At 38.4% G+C, this 16,601-nt stretch carries 19 protein-coding genes; 16 read left to right on the top strand and 3 right to left on the bottom strand.

All coding sequences use genetic code 11. The features are described from left to right. Nucleotides 1–2: 2 nt before the first annotated feature. On the bottom strand, nucleotides 3–404 hold the full coding sequence (locus J3L18_RS24025; RefSeq protein ID WP_129570365.1) for a metal-sensing transcriptional repressor: 402 nt from the start codon (nucleotides 402–404) through the stop codon (nucleotides 3–5). Nucleotides 405–602: 198 nt separating this feature from the next. Here J3L18_RS24025 and J3L18_RS24030 point away from each other — a divergent pair, with 198 nt between their 5' ends. The 6 genes from J3L18_RS24030 to J3L18_RS24055 all read left to right on the top strand — a co-directional run bounded on the left by J3L18_RS24030 (nucleotide 603) and on the right by J3L18_RS24055 (nucleotide 6,822). Beyond that, nucleotides 603–929: a four-helix bundle copper-binding protein gene (locus J3L18_RS24030; RefSeq protein WP_129570364.1), complete on the top strand. Its 327-nt coding sequence runs from the start codon at nucleotides 603–605 to the stop codon at nucleotides 927–929. A gap of 180 nt (nucleotides 930–1,109) precedes the next feature. After that, nucleotides 1,110–1,982: a UbiA family prenyltransferase gene (locus J3L18_RS24035; protein WP_129570363.1), complete on the top strand. Its 873-nt coding sequence runs from the start codon at nucleotides 1,110–1,112 to the stop codon at nucleotides 1,980–1,982. 134 nt (nucleotides 1,983–2,116) lie between these two features. After that, nucleotides 2,117–4,513, top strand: coding sequence for a heavy metal translocating P-type ATPase (locus J3L18_RS24040; protein WP_129570362.1), 2,397 nt, complete (start codon nucleotides 2,117–2,119; stop codon nucleotides 4,511–4,513). A gap of 10 nt (nucleotides 4,514–4,523) precedes the next feature. Then, nucleotides 4,524–5,744 (top strand): MFS transporter, encoded by a 1,221-nt coding sequence (locus J3L18_RS24045; protein WP_129570361.1) that lies wholly within the window; start codon nucleotides 4,524–4,526, stop codon nucleotides 5,742–5,744. 14 nt (nucleotides 5,745–5,758) lie between these two features. Beyond that, nucleotides 5,759–6,133 carry a heavy-metal-associated domain-containing protein gene (locus J3L18_RS24050; protein ID WP_208102393.1) on the top strand — a complete coding sequence of 125 codons (375 nt, stop codon included), beginning with the start codon at nucleotides 5,759–5,761 and terminating at the stop codon, nucleotides 6,131–6,133. Further along, on the top strand, nucleotides 6,133–6,822 hold the full coding sequence (locus J3L18_RS24055) for a cytochrome c biogenesis CcdA family protein (protein WP_129570360.1): 690 nt from the start codon (nucleotides 6,133–6,135) through the stop codon (nucleotides 6,820–6,822). Before J3L18_RS24050 ends, J3L18_RS24055 begins: the two co-directional genes overlap by 1 nt. A 43-nt stretch (nucleotides 6,823–6,865) precedes the next feature. Here the strand turns inward: J3L18_RS24055 and J3L18_RS24060 are convergent, their stop codons facing one another. Continuing rightward, nucleotides 6,866–8,212 carry a dihydrolipoyl dehydrogenase family protein gene (locus tag J3L18_RS24060; protein ID WP_129570359.1) on the bottom strand — a complete coding sequence of 449 codons (1,347 nt, stop codon included), beginning with the start codon at nucleotides 8,210–8,212 and terminating at the stop codon, nucleotides 6,866–6,868. A gap of 134 nt (nucleotides 8,213–8,346) precedes the next feature. On the opposite strand from J3L18_RS24060, the gene J3L18_RS24065 reads away from it, so the two are divergent. From J3L18_RS24065 to merF, 6 genes are all read left to right on the top strand, one after another. Continuing rightward, nucleotides 8,347–8,724 carry an ArsR/SmtB family transcription factor gene (locus tag J3L18_RS24065; protein ID WP_129570358.1) on the top strand — a complete coding sequence of 126 codons (378 nt, stop codon included), beginning with the start codon at nucleotides 8,347–8,349 and terminating at the stop codon, nucleotides 8,722–8,724. Then, nucleotides 8,721–9,389, top strand: a complete 669-nt coding sequence (merTP, locus tag J3L18_RS24070; protein ID WP_129570357.1) for a mercuric transport protein MerTP — start codon at nucleotides 8,721–8,723, stop codon at nucleotides 9,387–9,389. The genes J3L18_RS24065 and merTP overlap by 4 nt, the downstream gene beginning before the upstream one ends. 29 nt (nucleotides 9,390–9,418) lie before the next feature. Beyond that, complete coding sequence (locus J3L18_RS24075) at nucleotides 9,419–9,781, top strand: heavy-metal-associated domain-containing protein (RefSeq protein ID WP_129570356.1); 363 nt, start codon at nucleotides 9,419–9,421, stop codon at nucleotides 9,779–9,781. Between the two features lie 194 nt (nucleotides 9,782–9,975). Beyond that, on the top strand, nucleotides 9,976–10,800 hold the full coding sequence (locus J3L18_RS24080; protein WP_129570355.1) for a hypothetical protein: 825 nt from the start codon (nucleotides 9,976–9,978) through the stop codon (nucleotides 10,798–10,800). Next, entirely contained in the window at nucleotides 10,727–12,526 is a 1,800-nt protein-coding gene (gene merA / locus J3L18_RS24085; RefSeq protein ID WP_223266214.1) for a mercury(II) reductase, read from the top strand. The genes J3L18_RS24080 and merA overlap by 74 nt, the downstream gene beginning before the upstream one ends. A 74-nt stretch (nucleotides 12,527–12,600) precedes the next feature. After that, nucleotides 12,601–12,825, top strand: a complete 225-nt coding sequence (gene merF, locus J3L18_RS24090; RefSeq protein ID WP_129570354.1) for a mercury resistance system transport protein MerF — start codon at nucleotides 12,601–12,603, stop codon at nucleotides 12,823–12,825. 162 nt (nucleotides 12,826–12,987) lie between these two features. Here the strand turns inward: merF and J3L18_RS24095 are convergent, their stop codons facing one another. Further along, complete coding sequence (locus J3L18_RS24095; protein WP_311084353.1) at nucleotides 12,988–13,560, bottom strand: helix-turn-helix domain-containing protein; 573 nt, start codon at nucleotides 13,558–13,560, stop codon at nucleotides 12,988–12,990. Between J3L18_RS24095 and J3L18_RS24100 the strand changes: the two genes are divergently transcribed. Genes J3L18_RS24100 through J3L18_RS24115 form a run of 4 tightly spaced genes read left to right on the top strand, consistent with a single transcriptional unit; the run spans nucleotide 13,519 to nucleotide 16,339 of the window. After that, entirely contained in the window at nucleotides 13,519–13,779 is a 261-nt protein-coding gene (locus J3L18_RS24100) for a hypothetical protein (protein ID WP_129570353.1), read from the top strand. The two genes, J3L18_RS24095 and J3L18_RS24100, sit on opposite strands and share 42 nt — an antisense overlap. Before the next feature lie 4 nt (nucleotides 13,780–13,783). Then, nucleotides 13,784–14,695, top strand: coding sequence for a HEPN domain-containing protein (locus tag J3L18_RS24105; protein ID WP_129570352.1), 912 nt, complete (start codon nucleotides 13,784–13,786; stop codon nucleotides 14,693–14,695). 34 nt (nucleotides 14,696–14,729) lie between these two features. Next, nucleotides 14,730–16,049 (top strand): hypothetical protein, encoded by a 1,320-nt coding sequence (locus J3L18_RS24110; protein WP_129570351.1) that lies wholly within the window; start codon nucleotides 14,730–14,732, stop codon nucleotides 16,047–16,049. An 11-nt stretch (nucleotides 16,050–16,060) separates the two neighbouring features. Beyond that, on the top strand, nucleotides 16,061–16,339 hold the full coding sequence (locus J3L18_RS24115) for a hypothetical protein (protein ID WP_189549313.1): 279 nt from the start codon (nucleotides 16,061–16,063) through the stop codon (nucleotides 16,337–16,339). The last annotated feature ends 262 nt before the right edge of the window (nucleotides 16,340–16,601 follow it).

A 16,601-nucleotide genomic window follows, 5' to 3' on the forward strand; every position in this document is an offset into this window, starting at 1 on the left:
AATTAACGCTGCGGTGTGGGGTGGTCTCCAAATGTTTTTAGTTTTTCCTGTTTGTTTTTTTGCATTTGGTCATATGCCGCCTGAATTTCTTTCATTTTTTTTGTCAATTGATTTTGTTCAAGGGTCGGAAATTGCATCCTCAACATCTCGATGATATCTTCCTGACCACAATTTCCAGGACAGGCTTGCAGCGTTTCGGATATTTTCGCGGCAAGCGATTTGCGATACGTCTCATCCAATAAAAGTTCCTCTGCCATCAGGAGAGCTTTGCCAGCAGCTTTAAATTGATTTAGAATGTGTTCAGGATCTTTATCGTCGTCCAGCATTTTTACAATGCCTTCTAATTGACCTTTGACGGTATTGAGCCTGGTTTTTATATCCCGTGTTAAATCTTTTTGTAGCATTATTATTTTTTTTACAAAATACGCGGAAGATGGAGGTCATCTCCAAATATAAATATGGTTTTGCTGAAAATAGTTTGAAATAACTTCCACGATAATTTGGACACCACCCTATCGCCCCTTTTACATTAGCGAAATTAACGCACGGGTTATAATATTTGCCTTACGGCTGTGCATGTAAGGGAACTAAAATCTATTTTTATGAAAACAATAAATGAAAAAATGCAGAACTGCATTGATGCCTGTTATGCAGCTGTTACAGCGTGTAAGGTTTGTTTAAATCAGCATTTAGGCGAACCGGAGATGAAAAGGTGCCACCAGTTATGCCTCGACTGTATTGAAGTTTGCAGAGCTTGTGCGAGTTTATGTGCAACTAACTCAAATTATCAAAACGAATTAAACAGCCTTTGTGCTCAAATCTGCAAAGACTGCGCTGCTGAATGTGCTAAATTTGACAGCGCAACATGCAGGGAATGTGCCGAAACTTGTAAAGCATGTGCTGAAAAATGTGAAGCAATGGTTAAGTAGTAAATAAATACCTGACTAACTTTATTTGTACGTAGTCAGGTATTTTATAAAAATATGATTAAGAATACTCAGGTTCATCCCCAATTTAATTGGAAACATTGCAAACACCTTCATTTTTCGATCAACTGATAGAATTGTTCCCAGTTGGCGCAAGCAAAGCTATTTTTTGCTAATAATTCGATGAAAAAACACATCAGACAAATCTTAGATTTCTTTATCTACACTCATATTTTCATTGCCTTTTGCGCCATTGCTCAAGGTCTGGTAACTTATTACCTACTTCGGGCTCAGATTGATAAAAATATACTGGCAATTTTATTTTTTTCTACAGTAGCTATGTATAATTTTGGTGTTTTGTTATCCAAGCCATCTAAAGCTCAAAATTCTACATCTCCAAGGGTTAATTGGATATTCGATCATATCGGTTTAATAAAATGCCTGACTTTTCTTGCGGTAGTTTCGCTGACTTTATTGACAATTTTTATTTCTTCCACATCCCGTATATTACTGCTGTTTCTGGCAATACTTTCAATAGCGTATAATTTGCCCCTGCTTAAAATTAACAGCAAGTGGATGAATTTAAGAAATGTTCCTGGCCTGAAATTATTGTTAATTGCTTTAGTATGGTCTGTAAGCTGTGTAATCTTACCTATTGTGGAGTTACAAGTTCGTCAAATTACAATAATTTCAGCAGGGCACGCTTTGATACTGTTTGCCAATCGTTTTCTATTTTTTGCTGCTATAGCCATCCCATTTGATATCAGGGATAAATTTCAGGATAAGAAATATGGGCTTAAAACAATCCCTGTTTTATTTGGCGAAAAAAAAGCGTATAACTTTTGTCTTTTCTTGCTTGCAGGTTATCTTCTTTTGTTATTCCTTTTAACTCAACATTTTGATTTGAACTTTTTTGCATTGTTGATAGCGATCATATTTACCTGGTGGCTAATTTTTCGATTCAATCGAAAATTCAGCGATTATTACTATTTCTTATACCTGGACGGAACGATGATCCTACAATTCGTCATGCTGCTATTAGTTGTTTCTATTTAATTTCATACGTTGGGATAAGTAAAAAACTATCGTATGGTAATTATTAGTGAAAAAGTGAAATTTATATTTGGGGAAGACCCCCTGTTGAATACGACCTTTACCCTTATTGTTATTAATATCTTATTCAAATACACATGAAAACAGAAACAGTTCAAATGAAGGTATCAGGATTAATGTGTTCTTTCTGCACCATGAGCGTAGAAAAAGCCCTTAAAAGATATCCAGCGATCAAAAGCGTTATGGTTAATCTGGTTCATGGCATCGTCCTGGTCGAAGCTGATACTGCTCAGATGAGTCGTGAAGAGCTTGCAAATGCTGTAGAAAAGCTCGGTTACAGCGTTTCCTCCACTGAAGTACAGCAATATAAAACAGATGAAGATTTATTCCAGCTCATAAAGCGGCGTGGAACGATAGGGATTATTATTTCTGTTACTGACCTTTTAATTGATCCTTTAAATATTTTTTCTATACCGGCTAATTATAGATCCTGGTTTAGTTTTATTGTAGCTGCTTTCGTTTTACTCTGGGTGGGTTACCCCATTTTTAGAAAAACATTGATGGCTATCAGGCAAAGAGTGATTAATGCCAATGTACTGCTATCAGCCGGGGCCTGGGGTTCCTTTATAATAGGTACATTATCTCTTTTCAACCCGCATTGGCCAAATTTTTTGCCTGTCGCCGCCTGGTTAATGTCCCTGCATCTATTTTTTGGATATTTTAAACTGGACACCCGTAAAAAAGCTTCTGAGGCTGTCAGAAAGCTTCTTTCGTTGCAACCCCCTAAAGCCAGAGTTCTTAGGGGCCGACAAATCATTGAAGTCTTGACTAACGATGTGGTAGTAGGGGAAGTGGTTGAAGTTCGTCCGGGGGAGCGAATACCACTTGACGGTAGGGTGCTAGACGGAATAGCAAGTGTTGACGAATCAAGCTTTACCGGAGAATCGGTACCGGTGACTAAGGAAGTAGGATCGTCTGTTATTGGAGGAACGCTGAACTTAGACGGGGCACTTCAAGTCCAGGTCAGTAAAATAGGAAGTGATAGTTTCCTAAGCCAGATTATTCGGCTGATGAGCCAAATATCAGATAAAAAACCACCTATCGAACTTCTGGCTGACCGATTAATGAATTACTATGGGCCCGTGGTATTTATAGTAGCGGCGATATCTTTCGCGGGTTGGTCGCTGTTGACAGGTGATTATACCAGAGCTACTATTGTTTTGATTACAACCATTATTATGGGCTATCCTTGTGCCCTTGGTATTACTACCCCCATGTTAGCTGCTATTGCCGGGGGAAAAGGTATTTCAATTGGACTACTGGTAAAAGCAAGTGAGGTTTTCTACGGGCTTTCTAAAATTGACACCATTGTATTTGATAAAACCGGAACACTTACTTATGGCAGACCTACGGTTACTGATGTAGAAGCTTTTGAGATCAGCAGCATAGAGCTTCTCTCACTGGTGGCTACCATTGAAGCAAAGTCTGAACACCCATTGGGCCAGGCGATTACTTTTTATGCACTACGTGAAGGCGCTGCAATCCATGACTTAAAAAATTTCAAGGCTGTTCCGGGAAAAGGGGTGACAGCTACCGTGGAGGACAATGAAGTGATGATTGGTAACCCTACTTTTATGAAAGAGAACGGAATTATTTTTTCTGACAACGTTAACTCAAGAATAAATGCATTTGGATTGGAAGGTAAAACGGTGGTTGTTTTGTCTCGAAAAAATGAAGTTATCGGCCTTATCGCGCTCCAGGATACCCCACGTAAAGACGCCGAGCAAGTAATCAAAAAATTAAGCCAGAAAAATTTTCATACGGTGATGCTAACCGGTGATTCCAAACCGGTGGCCGGAGCAATAGGAAGAGCTTTAGGTGTAAACCAGGTACAGGCTGAATTACTTCCCGCCGATAAGGTGGCCGCTATTGCCGCTTTACAAAGCGAAGGAAAAAAAGTCGCCATGATAGGTGATGGAATAAATGATGCCCCGGCGCTTGTTCAGTCAGATGTAGGTATTGCCATCGGTGCAGGGACAGATATAGCGATTGAGTCAGCTGGTGTAATCCTTATCGGGGACAAATTAATAGATGTATTAAATGCACTTATACTGGGTAAGGCGAGTTACCAAATTATGACTGGCAATGTGATAGTAGCCGTGATATTTAATATTGTGGGAATGACTTTAGCCGCTTTAGGCTACATAACCCCGTTGCTTGCAATAATCGTCATGATACTAAGCATATTTACAATTCTGTTTAATACACTCAGAATTAGAGGCATTAAGCTGGAGACAACAGATGAAAAGAATGTAAACGCTATTTCTTTTATTGAGTACAAAATACCAAACATGGTATGTGAGGGGTGCGCAGAATCTATTACAAATAGTCTTAAACAGTTACCTGGTATACTAAGAATAAAACCTAAGGTCATGCAAAAACAGGTGTTAATAGAATTTAAGCCGGATCAGGTAAAGCAGGAACAGGTTAAAGAGGCCATCAAAAAAGCTGGCTTTACAGCAATAGAATTATAACAATTATAAAATGAATTTAAAAAACGAAACAAATATTAATATCGTTAAAGGGAGAGAGCGTCTTTTATGGGTGTTTTCTGCTGCAACCTTTATTATATTCTTTCAGGCTTATATGATAGCCCCTCTGATACCTAAAATGGCATCCCTGTTTAAGGTTTCTGAGCAAACACTCGGATATTTAATTCCAGCGTACCTCATACCTTATGCTATTACAACGTTATTTTATGGTTTACTTTCTGATCGAATAAGCGCTAAAATCATTATCAGCCTTTCACTACTTGCTTTTGTCGTATTAACTGCTTTAACGGCAACAGCCCATAATGCAGAACAATTAATCTGGTGGCGTCTGGCAACCGGCATTGGAGCAAGCGGAGTGGTACCAATCGCCCTTGCGCTTACAGGGCGTTTTTTCCCTTATGAAGAACGGGGAAGGCCTTTAGGCTGGCTGTTCGGCGCAATGGCCGGCGGAGCTGCTTTTGGATCAACGCTTGGCGTCATTGCAGAGCCTCTAATCGGCTGGAGATTTTTGTTTATCAGCGTGGCAGGATTGGGCTTTATTATTTTAATATTTCTTTATTTCATTCTTGAGAAACTGGAATTAAAAGCTGCACCGGCGGGAACACTTACCTTTAAAAAAATGTTAAACGGATATTTTAAATTACTTTCATTTGGGCGGGGCCTAAGAACTTACCTTTATGTATTTTTAAACGGGCTTTTTCATTCCGGTGTCTTTACTTGGTTGGGCGTTTATTTTAAAGAACGATATGGCTTAGGTGAGTTGGGGATTGGATTGGCATTGCTGGGTTATGGAATCCCCGGATTTTTATTAGGCCCCTATATTGGTAAGATCGCTGACCTTAAAGGCAGGAGGTGGCTTTTGCCTTTTGGACTGGCAGTTAGTGGGATGGCAGTATTAGTGTTGGTTTTCCAGGTACCGTTACTAATTGCAGCATTAGCTATAACAGTACTTTCACTTGGATACGATCTTACACAACCTTTACTTGCAGGTATTGTAACCGATGTCGGGAAGAACCAGCCGGGACAAGCTATGGGACTAAATGTGTTTATGCTGTTTATGGGTTTTGGAATAGGAAGCTTTCTTTTTGGGCAGCTTCTTTCTATAGGATTGAGCGCTGCTCTGATAATTTTTATCCTTTTTCAAACAGCGCTTTTCCTGGTGGGTCTTAAAGTATTTAAGTCAGAGCGAAAACAGCAATTAATTGTTAAATAGATAAACTAATTAAGATGAAAAAATTAAAAATGAAGCAATCTAAGATGTTCACTTATGTTTTTATACTCGCTTTTGTGGCGATGGGGTTAAACGCTTGTGGCCAGGAAGTAAAAAAAGATGGGGGGACAAAATCCAATAAAACTTTAACCAATGCAGGGGTAAAAACGCTGTTAATTCCTGTTGAAGGAATGTCCTGCGGATCTTGTGCATCACATGTGAAGAAATCAATAAAATTTTTGCAGGGGATAAATAGTGTCGAAGTAAGCCTGGAAAAGCGGCAGGCTAAAGTGAGCTATCTTCCACAAAAGATTTCTCCTGCAAAAATTCAGGAAGCAATTTCCGCCAGCGGCTATAAAGCCGGTAAACCGGTAGTTCAAAAAGACGAATAATGACCCTCGAAGATTTTTTTCACAGATTTGGATCATACATTGATCATGGGTCTATTCTGGCGGTAATTATAGCATTGTTTGCCGGTGTTATAGCCACAGGTATTTGTCCTTGTACTTTACCTGTAGGATTGGGCATCGCAGGATTGGCAGGAAATACCAGTCAAAATAAAGAAACAAATAACGGCGTCGCTATTGCCGGAGCTTTTTTTGCCGGAATTGTTGTCTGTTTAACGCTTTTAGGCGCTTTAGCAGGAAGATTGGGAATGGTGCTGTCAGAAAGCTTTGGGCAATTTTGGGCATTAGCTATGGCAATTTTCTCTTTAGCAGCCGCAGTAATAGCCTTTTATGGCCCGAGGTTAAAAATAGGCCAGTTACAAAAAATGCGAAGTCCTGGTCTGGGAGGAACATTTATTTATGGGTTTGTGTTTAGCCTGGGAACGTCTGCAGCGCCTTTATTGCTTTTAATATCGGTAGCCGCTGCGCAGGCCAACCCCTTAAGAGGAATTATTCTTGCAGTTGCTTTTGGAGCAGGCCGGGGATTACCATTCCTAATTGTAGGTGTTTTTGCCAGTGCTGTAACCCGCTTAGCACAATTAACCTGGCTTAGGCGTTCGATTCAAGTGCTAAGCGCCTTTGCGCTTTTGTTTGTTAGCTATTATTATATACGTGTATTTATAGATTTACGATAAATTATATTTTGAAAAGTCAGTCTGATGCCTCTAACTAATCAGGTTATAACATATAAACAATGTCTGAAGCATTAGTCGGATAAGAAAAAATCATTTTTCTTAACTGATCCCCTTTTATGTTCCCATTCATCGCTACTGTAAAAATATTAATTATCTCTTCAGCGTGTGGGCCCAATAAGTGGGCACCTAACACCTGATTTGTATCCTTATCTAAAAGAACTTTATAAGCCGAAACGGGTTCATTCAACCTTTTTGAAGCGAACCAACTGGTAGTTTCTTCATAATTTACTTTGTAATTCAGCCCCTGGCTTTTAGCAGCTTGTTCAGTTAACCCTACCATTGCAAGGGCCGGAACAGTAAATACATTTGAAGGAATGTGACCGTAATCAATCTCGGTATGGTTTCCCTTTAATAAATTAGAAGCAACTATAATAGCTTCTTTTGCCCCCACCGGAGTTAAAGGCAACCCTCTATTATTCACATCACCGCAGGCATAGACGTTTGGATTTGAAACACTTTGCAGGTAATCGTTCACCTCCACGCCTTTTGTGCCGTAGGCAACATTGGCCTTTTCCAATTGCATATCATCAATATCTGCCGTTCTACCCGCAGCATGGGCGGCTAATGCCGTCACGAAACTAATTGCTTTGCCTTTGGCTTCCGCATGAACAACTAACCTATTATTTTCTTTAACTACTCCTTTGACTTCTGTATCTAAGAATAATTCGATTCCGAGCAGCTTCGTAGCTGTCAAAAGGTTTCTAACCATATCCTGATCGAAATTCTCCAATGGCATTTTCCCGCGATGAATGATTTTTACTTTGACACCCATCCTTGCCGCTAAATGTCCAAACTCAAAGGCGATGTATCCGCCGCCTATCAACAAAAGTTCATCAGGAAGCTCATTTAAACTTAGGAATGCGGTACAGTCAATGAAAAACTGTTCGCCTGGTATTGATAGTTTAGCAGGCTTTGCACCACTGGCTAAAACAATTTTTTCAGCCTTTAGCAATTGGCCGTTTACCTGTAATATATTTTCTGATTGAAAGGCGGCGCGTCCATGGAACGTTTTAACTCCGGCTCTTATTAAACTTTGATCGTTTTTTGATGGTGTGGGGTCGGTGAATGTGTGCTTAAACTTCATCATATCTTTCCAAGATAATTTAGCGGGTTCCGTTACGCCCTTATAATGTAAGCGATTTGACATATCCAATGCCTGCGAAATACCTACCAGGACTTTTTTAGGGTCACATCCGCGCAACTGACACGTGCCTCCATAGGGATTACTATCAATAATGGCTACTTTTTTTCCTGCCTTTGCACATTTATGTGCGACAGAAGCCCCTGAGCCTGTCCCAATTACGATTACATCAAAAATTTCGGTTTCCATAAATTGTGTTTCCTAATTTTGTTAAACAATAAACTATGCAAAAATAACATGATTGTCATGAAAGAGTTTTAATTTATTTAAGTATTTGCTTAAATAATTAATTTAGCATTATCTTTGTAATCAAATAAACACAAATGGAACAAAATAGCTGTATCAGAATCTTTGCGGATGAGGTTCAAATAAAAAATTGCCGTAACAAGCTTTTAACCGCTGAAGTATCATTTACCCAGTTAACCCAGGTTTTAAGTTTGGCTGGAAATGAAGTGAGGTTGAAAATCTTATACCTGTTAGAAGAAGAAATTGAATTATGTGTTTGTGATATAAGCGATATCCTGGGTATGAGTATTCCCGCTGTGTCGCAACATTTGAGAAAATTAAAAGATGCTAATGTAATTAAGTTTCGGAAATCAGGTCAGACTATTTTCTATTCGATGAAACAAGAGCATTTACATATCATAAAACCATTATTTGAACATATAAACCATAAAGATATTAAAACACAAACTGTATGAACAATTTAAAATCATCTCAAACATGGTTAGGTGCCGGGGTAATTACCGCCATCGGAGCTTCCTTATGCTGCATTACACCAGTTCTCGCACTTATATCAGGTGCTTCCGGTATAGCTTCCTCTTTTTCATGGATGGAGCCATTCAGGCCTTATTTAATAGCGATCACTTTGGGCGTTCTTGGTTTTGCCTGGTACCAGAAATTAAAACCCAAAACTGCTGAAGAAATCGCTTGTGCTTGTGAAGATGATGAAAAGCCATCTTTCTTCCAATCAAAAACGTTTTTAAGCATCATTACAGTTTTTGCAATCGTAATGCTGGCCTTCCCGTACTACGGACAGGCCTTTTATCCAAAGGAGAACAAAAATATCGTTGTTGTATCTGCCGACAATATTAAACAGGTAAACTTTAAATTAAGGGGTATGGACTGTGCAAGTTGTGAAGAACACATTAAATATTCGGTAAATAAATTACCCGGTATATTGGAAACCAAAGCAGACTATAAAACAGGTATCGCAAATGTTAAATACGACCAGTCAAAAACCAATAAAAATTCGATAATAAAGGCCATTGATGCTACAGGGTACAACGTAACAGGGGAAGTGCCGTCATTAAGTTCCAGCTCGCTTATTAAACCTGAACACTGTGGCCCTAACGGATGTAAATAACAGTCAATTAAAACTAAATTAAAGCGATTATGAAAAATTTGATTTTAGGCTTTTCTCTTGTAGCCGTTTTCGGTGTGACCCAAGTGTGTGGTTGCGGGGTTTGTCAAGCCTCAGCACGTGCCATTTCTTACAAAACAATTGCTATAGATGAACCCAAAGAAGTAACGCTAAGAATTACGGGTATATCATGTGCGGGATGTTCTAATCACATTCATACTTCACTGTCCAAAACCGTTGGGATAATTAGTGATGACGTGAAATATCCTGGTGATATAGCAACTGTTAAATATGATGCTTCCAAAATTTCAGAAAAAGAAATTATAGCAGTGATTGAGAATGCGGGATATAAGGCTGAGATAATAAAGCAGAAAATTAAAACACAGCATTCATAAAGACATTCAATTTCTTTTCTGAAATATTTAAAAAAAGCGTATCAAAATTAGAAATTATGTGGATTCATTATGTGTGCTGTGGTGCAATACTGCTGTTTGTTGTAATATTATTGGGGTTCAAATATTTCAACAAGCAAAACAAGGATAGTTAATACCATGCAACTTAAAAGTCATCTAACATTAAATATGTAATTATGAAATCAATAACAATAATCACTTCTGCGGTTATGCTCGGTTCGGTATGCTGTGCTTTTTTTCTGATGTCGTTTAAGGCAAAATCAGGCATTAAAAAGAATGTTGTAACTTTCTACAAAGTGCCATTAGTATGTAGTGCAGCCCCGGAGATTGGTTGTGGTAGTAAAGCGAAACCTGTTTTAAAGCAGTTAGAAAAAAACACCAGTGTTGCCGAAGCATGGCTCAATCATACGGGGACAGTGATTGCGGTAGTTTGGAAGGCGAATAGTAATATGGCCGCCAGTGAAAAGAATACAATGGCTATTTTTAAAGAACAGAATCTGGATGTGCAGATGGTTAACGGAAAAGAATACGATGCAATGCTCAGCGATTTTAGTAATAAAAAGAACTGGCTGCGCCATACAGAGGTGGATAAGCTCAGTATGATTGAAGCAGGAGAAATTGGATCAAGGCTTGTTGCCAGGGTAAATGCAAAAACCCCACTAAGCAATGAAACATCATCTTCACTGAAAACCGATTTTGAAACTCTGTTCAAAAAACGGTTCATTACGATGAACACGGCTGATGTTAACAAAGATCCCAATTTAATTGAAACATTCAGACAGCAAACAGAGAATGATTTGTTAGCGATTGGTAAAAAATATTTAGACTCCGTGCAAATGAATGCCTTACAAGCAGCAATAACATTAGGTTTACAACCTGCTGAAGGAGAAACCGGCTATGCAAAAGACGGCTGTTGCAGTAAATCCGATGATACTAAACAAAAGTGTGAGCCAGGTAAGAACGAGAAAAAAGGATGTTGTTCAAAAACAAAAACGAACTAAAAAACAAAAAATGAATTTTCTGAAAAATATATTAGACAAAGGAACCGTGCAAAAAAATGGATCGGCACTGAAAGAAGAAAAACTATCGGTTGAAATTACAGGTATGACTTGTGACCATTGTGCGGTTAGCATTGAACGTTTGCTTGAACAAAAGAAAGGTATTGTTTCTAAAAAAGTAAGTTATGCATCAGGCAAAGGGGATATAACTTTCAATCCTGCTGCTATTTCAAAAGACGAAATTATCAGCACGATCAATCAAACTCCCAATTACCGGGCGAAAGAAATAAATGGTATTCACAACAACAATTTAAATACTGCCCAGTTCGATTTAATTATTATAGGTGGCGGCTCTGCTGCATTTGCTGCTGCCATCAAAGCCAATGAGTTGGGTTTATCCACCCTGATGGTTAATAGCGGTTTGGACTTTGGGGGCACTTGTGTAAATGTAGGATGTGTGCCGTCCAAAACGCTCATACGCGCTGCTGAAACCGCTTACCACGCCAACCATTCCAACTTTGCCGGTATAAAACCTAAAGGGTTTGATATAGATTTTGCTCAAGTAATTAAGCAGAAAAAACAGTTGGTAAAAAAGCTCCAGCAATCAAAATACATGGACGTCGTAAGTGATTTTGAAAACTTAAAATTGTTGGAAGGCTGGGCTGAATTTATCAATGATAAAAGCATTTTAGTAAATGGTAAAGATGAATATACCGCTATAAAATTCATTATCGCCACCGGGTCCACAACAAATATCCCGGATATTGACGGGTTGAAGGAAGTAGGCTATCTCACCAATGTAACGTTATTTGATTTGGAAGAACAACCCGAAAGCATCACCATCATGGGTGCAGGATATATCGGGTTGGAAATTGCAATGGCTTATAACCGCCTGGGTACAAAAGTACGGATCATTGAATTTACTGACCGCGTTCTTAGGACGCAAACACCTGATATAAGCGAAGAAATAGAAATGCACATGAGGCGGGAAGGCATCGAAATATTACCCAACTTCCGTGCAGTTAAATTTGAAAAATCAGGGAACGACACTATCATTCATTGTAAGTGCCCCGATGGTTCATTCACTAAATTAATTGAACCGGGCAAAGTAGTAGTGGCATCCGGTACAAAAGCAAACACTCAAAAACTTGGTTTAACTAATATTGGTTTGCAACTTACCAAAAGCGGACACATAAAGGTTAATGCTTTAATGGAAACCAATCTTAAAAATATTTACGCCGTTGGTGATGTCGTTAACACCCCCGCGTTTGTTTACACAGCTGCTTATGAAGGAAAAATTGCCGTAGAAAATGCCTTTACGGGAAGTGGAAATAAAGCTGATTATTCTTCTTTGCCCTGGGTAGTTTTTACTGATCCACAAATAGCGGGTGCTGGTCTGGATGAAGTTCAGGCAGCTACCCAAAACATTCCTTTTGAGGTATCCAAACTTACGCTGGATAACGTTCCGCGTTCCCTTGCGGCAAATGATACAAGAGGATTTATCAAACTCATCCGTAATCCTGAAACGGACAAATTGATTGGTGCAAGAATAGTAGCACCGGAAGGTGGTGAATTAGTCATGGAACTCAGCTTAGCTATAAAGTATGGAATAACGGTAACTGATTTGGCTCAAAGTTTCCACCCTTACCTAACATTAGGTGAAGGTATAAAACTAGCTGCTTTAACATTTGGGAAGGATGTTGCAAAATTAAGTTGCTGCGCGAGTTAAAATGTGAGGCCATTAATAAAGTTACTACGCTATATTGGGTAATAACACCTAACGGATAAACTGATTTTTTTGCCATGAATAATATAGATAATAAAACATCAAAAAAAGGCTTTTATGCTGCTATTGCAGGTATAGTCCTTGTGGGGCTTTGTTGCTTTACTCCTATCCTGGTAGTTACTTTGGGGGCAATTGGCTTGAGCGCCTTCACCCCTTATCTCGATTATATACTTATAGCAGCTTTAATAATATTGCTTGTTTTAGCATGGCTTTCAGACAAAAAATATAAAAAGTCTGTTTAGGGTTATTACAATACCTGATTGGGTTCGAAATTTCCATTTCTATATAAAATCACGAGAGGATATTAATCTAAAATTTAAATCAAATTTTCATAAAAACACTCCTACAATCCTTTAGATTTTAGCGGGTAAAGTATCTTTGAGTATAGAAATATTGAAATTAGACTATTTACCCTTTAAAAGTTCAATTTTTTCTTTTTCAGCTTGCAACAAACGTTCGTATAGCTTTTTATTTTCTTCTACTAACTCAATAAGTTTATCTAAAGGATTAAATGTACAATGGTGTAATCCACTGTAATTACTTGAAGAACCTTCGTAATTATTCTGTATATTATAGATCACCGCTTCGTCGCTGTAGTTTTTTATAGCTTCGGCTGAAACGCCGAGTACCCCGGCTACTTTAGCTAAAACATCATCCTCAATAGTTTCGCTTTGCTCAATACGGGAAACCGTTTGTTGGCTTACTCCTAATTCAGAGGCCATTACTTCCTGCTTGATACCCCGCAGTTCACGGATACGGCTGATTTTACGCCCTATATGGTTATTGGATGGTTTAGCTGTTGTTTCCATATCTCCAAATATACAAAGTTTTCCTATTGGTAAAAATAACGAGGTTTCAGGTAAAATACCCATGTTTTGGGTTTTATACACAGCATCAATGGCAGAAATTTGATTACCAAGTAAAATAATTGCGCCATGAAAGTAATAATCAATAACATCAATATCTATCACATTCATGATAACCGCTTTTATAATAATGGCAACAATAGTCACCTGGACGTGGATTTGGGGAAACCCAAGGATGCAGATTTAAGCGACTATACTTCATGCATTATTGTCAATGATGATCTTGAAAATAACGACACCCCGTTAATTGCACAATTAAAGGAGCGCATTCTAAAAAGTGAACTTGAATTGAAAGAACTTTTAGATCAGTTAACTAACGAAAATAAATAGTGGTATGGAAAGGAAAAATGTCAACCTAACAACTTCACAATGCAAGGAACTTGATGAAGTTATTACATCACTTGTAAGTAAGTATAAAACGGAATATATATTTTGCTTTAGCTGTCTAAATGATGCAAAAACAGCAACCAGTTGTTTTGCAGGAGATACCAAAGTAAGTGATACCCACTACTTTTTATTGATGCTTACAACGGATATAACCCGCATTGAGCATGAGGTACAGGATTATGTTAATGGTTTTTTTGAAAGGGGCACTATTACTATAATCGTGCATGGGCTTGAAACAGTTACAAATGCTATAACACAGGGAAGTCGTTATTTTACCGCAGTTTGCCGTGATGGAATGCAGCTTTATTCTGCAAGCGGATTACGTTTAAATATAGATTACCCTAACCTTAACCCGGCCACGACTTTTGCCAAAGCGCAAAGGCATTATTTTCATCGGTTTGGAATGGCCTGGGGTTTTATGGAATCCGCAAGCTCCTCTTACGATAATGGGTATTACAGCAATTGCATGTTTGAGTTACACCAAAGTATTGAACAGGCATGTATAGCAGTCATAAGGGTTTACATGGCCTACCGTTCCGATATGCACAATCTCGCACGGTTACTAAATCTTTGTAAATGTTTTTCGGACGGCCAGATTGACTTATTTCCAAGAAGAACGGAGGAAGATAAACGCCTTTTCCAGTTACTACTTAGAAGCTATTCGGATACCCGTTATAAAGACGATTACAAGATTGTCGATCATGATGCTGATGAATTTTGCACACGGGTAAGGGAATTTTTGGAACTCATCAAAAAGCTTTGCAAGCAAAGATTAGCGGAATACCGGCAAGAAGCGGAAGAAGCAGGTAAGGAAATAGAAGAATATCTACCCCTTTATCCTGAAACGCTATTTGTATAATCGACCAGTAAACATCAATTTAAGCAATTTCATTATGCCAAAAAAGATAAAATTGGGAACTATCCTGCCGCCTAATACCTTTTTCTATACGATAGCATTCGAGCAGCCCGGTCAAAGACTAACAAGGGAGATACTTGAAAAACATTACCCCGTGCCAAAGGGCAGAAAGGCGCACAGGGGAATTCATACTGAATATAATGCTTTTAAAAACGGCATGGTGTCGGTTGAAGTAAAAGCACCTGATAATTCCGAAAACATGTTATTTCTGCATGTAGGTTTAACCGAATTAGACGTAGCCTGCACTTGTGGTATGCCGGATGGAAAACTTTGTTATCACGCTTATATGGGCTTACATAGTCTTGCATGGTATCATTACTTAGACTTAGACAGGTATTACTGGCCGGGACTTACGGCAGATGATAATATTAAGAATAAGTTTTTAACCACCGAGGTAACCAAAAACTGGATTACCGTAAAACCTAAAGCTAAATATGGGAACATCTTCAAATCTACATTTGGATTTGAGGGAGATAAATATCTTGAGATTAACAAGCCTGTAAAGCTTGAAAACGTAGTAATTGGCGGTCAAGAGGCTGTTGCCTATTGTTTGGCTTATAACGTGGGCAGTTATGGAAATTCGTTTTTACCTGTTCTAATTCCCTGCTTAGGATTGACAAGTAAGAATAACGAGGAGATGATAAGCTTTAAACAATTCGGTAGAGCAGACAAACCCATTCAAAATATTACCTATACCTCAAATCAGGAACTCCTTAACGATATTGGTTTTAAGCAATATGATATTGCAAAAACTTATGACAATCTCGACGGTCAGGAAAAAAGGAATGAATTGCTCCACCTAAAGCAGAATATACTTACTCTATGGGAGCAGGCAATCCCTTTGCTTTCGAACGAGCAATATATTTACGGCTACTATACGTATTGGCTGAAATATTTAAAAGATAAGCCCCGTAAAGCTGATATAAGAGATTGTAGATATAGTTTGAAAAGGCCTGTTTTAAGCTTCGCCTTAAAATTTCACCAGGATCATTTCTCATTCGCTGCAATAGTTTCGGTTAATGATAAGCCATTGAAATTTAACTACAAGCCGCATCTGTTTGTATTTGACAACATTACGGAGTTATGTTATCTCATGCCATCGGTTCAGGATGATAATTTGCTGATGTGGGTGTTATCCAATAATAAAAGGTTAACCATTCTTAAAGAACATTTTACAGAATTTCATGATGCGTTCCTTGCAAAGGTTAGTTCATTTTATTTGGTTTTATTTACCCATCCTAAATCCAAAAAGGCCGTCCCATATAGTTTTGAAATGATTTCCAGTGAAATAATTTAAGCGAAATAAGCATGGAAAATAATAATCAAAAGGATTTTAAAGAGCTTGCATCAAGCGAAGTCAGGGACTTACAATTAGCTATGCGGCATTTTTTTATAAACTATCCGCAAGAAAAACTCAAAGGTGTAATATGGGATTTGTACCGGGGTTGGGTGTTCAATTCGGCGGAATATGTAGAAAGAGAAGAAATAAAAGATATGTTGTTATTTTATGAAGCGATCCTTGAATTTATGAATGATGTAAATAATTATTGTCAATATCTCGACCGAACTGTTTTAAAAAGCGATTAATACAGTTTCGTACAAATAAGGCAAATATATTTCCGCTAATTATCCCCATGCGGTGAGATAGAGGGCTGCATTGCACCACACGTTTCGCTCCGGGTTTCATGCCGCCAACCATCTCACCGCCGCACAGCAAAACTGAAATTCGCTATGCTCATAACAGATTTGCTTTTGGCCACCCCTTGACTATTTCATTCCTCATTCACCAGTACAGCAAAGGTAGCCACCGCCGGGATAAAAAGTAAAGGCTATACAAGCGGGCAGTTGT

This window comes from Mucilaginibacter gossypii (assembly GCF_017569325.2).
Taxonomy (GTDB): Bacteria; Bacteroidota; Bacteroidia; order Sphingobacteriales; family Sphingobacteriaceae; genus Mucilaginibacter; species Mucilaginibacter gossypii.

What these genes read in the sequence shown, in the direction of transcription:
- J3L18_RS24025 (WP_129570365.1), bottom strand. Translation starts at nt 404, where the DNA reads ATGCTACAAAAAGATTTAACACGGGATATAAAAACCAGGCTCAATACC.
- J3L18_RS24030 (WP_129570364.1), top strand. Translation starts at nt 603, where the DNA reads ATGAAAACAATAAATGAAAAAATGCAGAACTGCATTGATGCCTGTTAT.
- J3L18_RS24035 (WP_129570363.1), top strand. Translation starts at nt 1,110, where the DNA reads ATGAAAAAACACATCAGACAAATCTTAGATTTCTTTATCTACACTCAT.
- J3L18_RS24040 (WP_129570362.1), top strand. Translation starts at nt 2,117, where the DNA reads ATGAAAACAGAAACAGTTCAAATGAAGGTATCAGGATTAATGTGTTCT.
- J3L18_RS24045 (WP_129570361.1), top strand. Translation starts at nt 4,524, where the DNA reads ATGAATTTAAAAAACGAAACAAATATTAATATCGTTAAAGGGAGAGAG.
- J3L18_RS24050 (WP_208102393.1), top strand. Translation starts at nt 5,759, where the DNA reads ATGAAAAAATTAAAAATGAAGCAATCTAAGATGTTCACTTATGTTTTT.
- J3L18_RS24055 (WP_129570360.1), top strand. Translation starts at nt 6,133, where the DNA reads ATGACCCTCGAAGATTTTTTTCACAGATTTGGATCATACATTGATCAT.
- J3L18_RS24060 (WP_129570359.1), bottom strand. Translation starts at nt 8,212, where the DNA reads ATGGAAACCGAAATTTTTGATGTAATCGTAATTGGGACAGGCTCAGGG.
- J3L18_RS24065 (WP_129570358.1), top strand. Translation starts at nt 8,347, where the DNA reads ATGGAACAAAATAGCTGTATCAGAATCTTTGCGGATGAGGTTCAAATA.
- merTP (WP_129570357.1), top strand. Translation starts at nt 8,721, where the DNA reads ATGAACAATTTAAAATCATCTCAAACATGGTTAGGTGCCGGGGTAATT.
- J3L18_RS24075 (WP_129570356.1), top strand. Translation starts at nt 9,419, where the DNA reads ATGAAAAATTTGATTTTAGGCTTTTCTCTTGTAGCCGTTTTCGGTGTG.
- J3L18_RS24080 (WP_129570355.1), top strand. Translation starts at nt 9,976, where the DNA reads ATGAAATCAATAACAATAATCACTTCTGCGGTTATGCTCGGTTCGGTA.
- merA (WP_223266214.1), top strand. Translation starts at nt 10,727, where the DNA reads ATGATACTAAACAAAAGTGTGAGCCAGGTAAGAACGAGAAAAAAGGAT.
- merF (WP_129570354.1), top strand. Translation starts at nt 12,601, where the DNA reads ATGAATAATATAGATAATAAAACATCAAAAAAAGGCTTTTATGCTGCT.
- J3L18_RS24100 (WP_129570353.1), top strand. Translation starts at nt 13,519, where the DNA reads ATGAAAGTAATAATCAATAACATCAATATCTATCACATTCATGATAAC.
- J3L18_RS24095 (WP_311084353.1), bottom strand. Translation starts at nt 13,560, where the DNA reads ATGAATGTGATAGATATTGATGTTATTGATTATTACTTTCATGGCGCA.
- J3L18_RS24105 (WP_129570352.1), top strand. Translation starts at nt 13,784, where the DNA reads ATGGAAAGGAAAAATGTCAACCTAACAACTTCACAATGCAAGGAACTT.
- J3L18_RS24110 (WP_129570351.1), top strand. Translation starts at nt 14,730, where the DNA reads ATGCCAAAAAAGATAAAATTGGGAACTATCCTGCCGCCTAATACCTTT.
- J3L18_RS24115 (WP_189549313.1), top strand. Translation starts at nt 16,061, where the DNA reads ATGGAAAATAATAATCAAAAGGATTTTAAAGAGCTTGCATCAAGCGAA.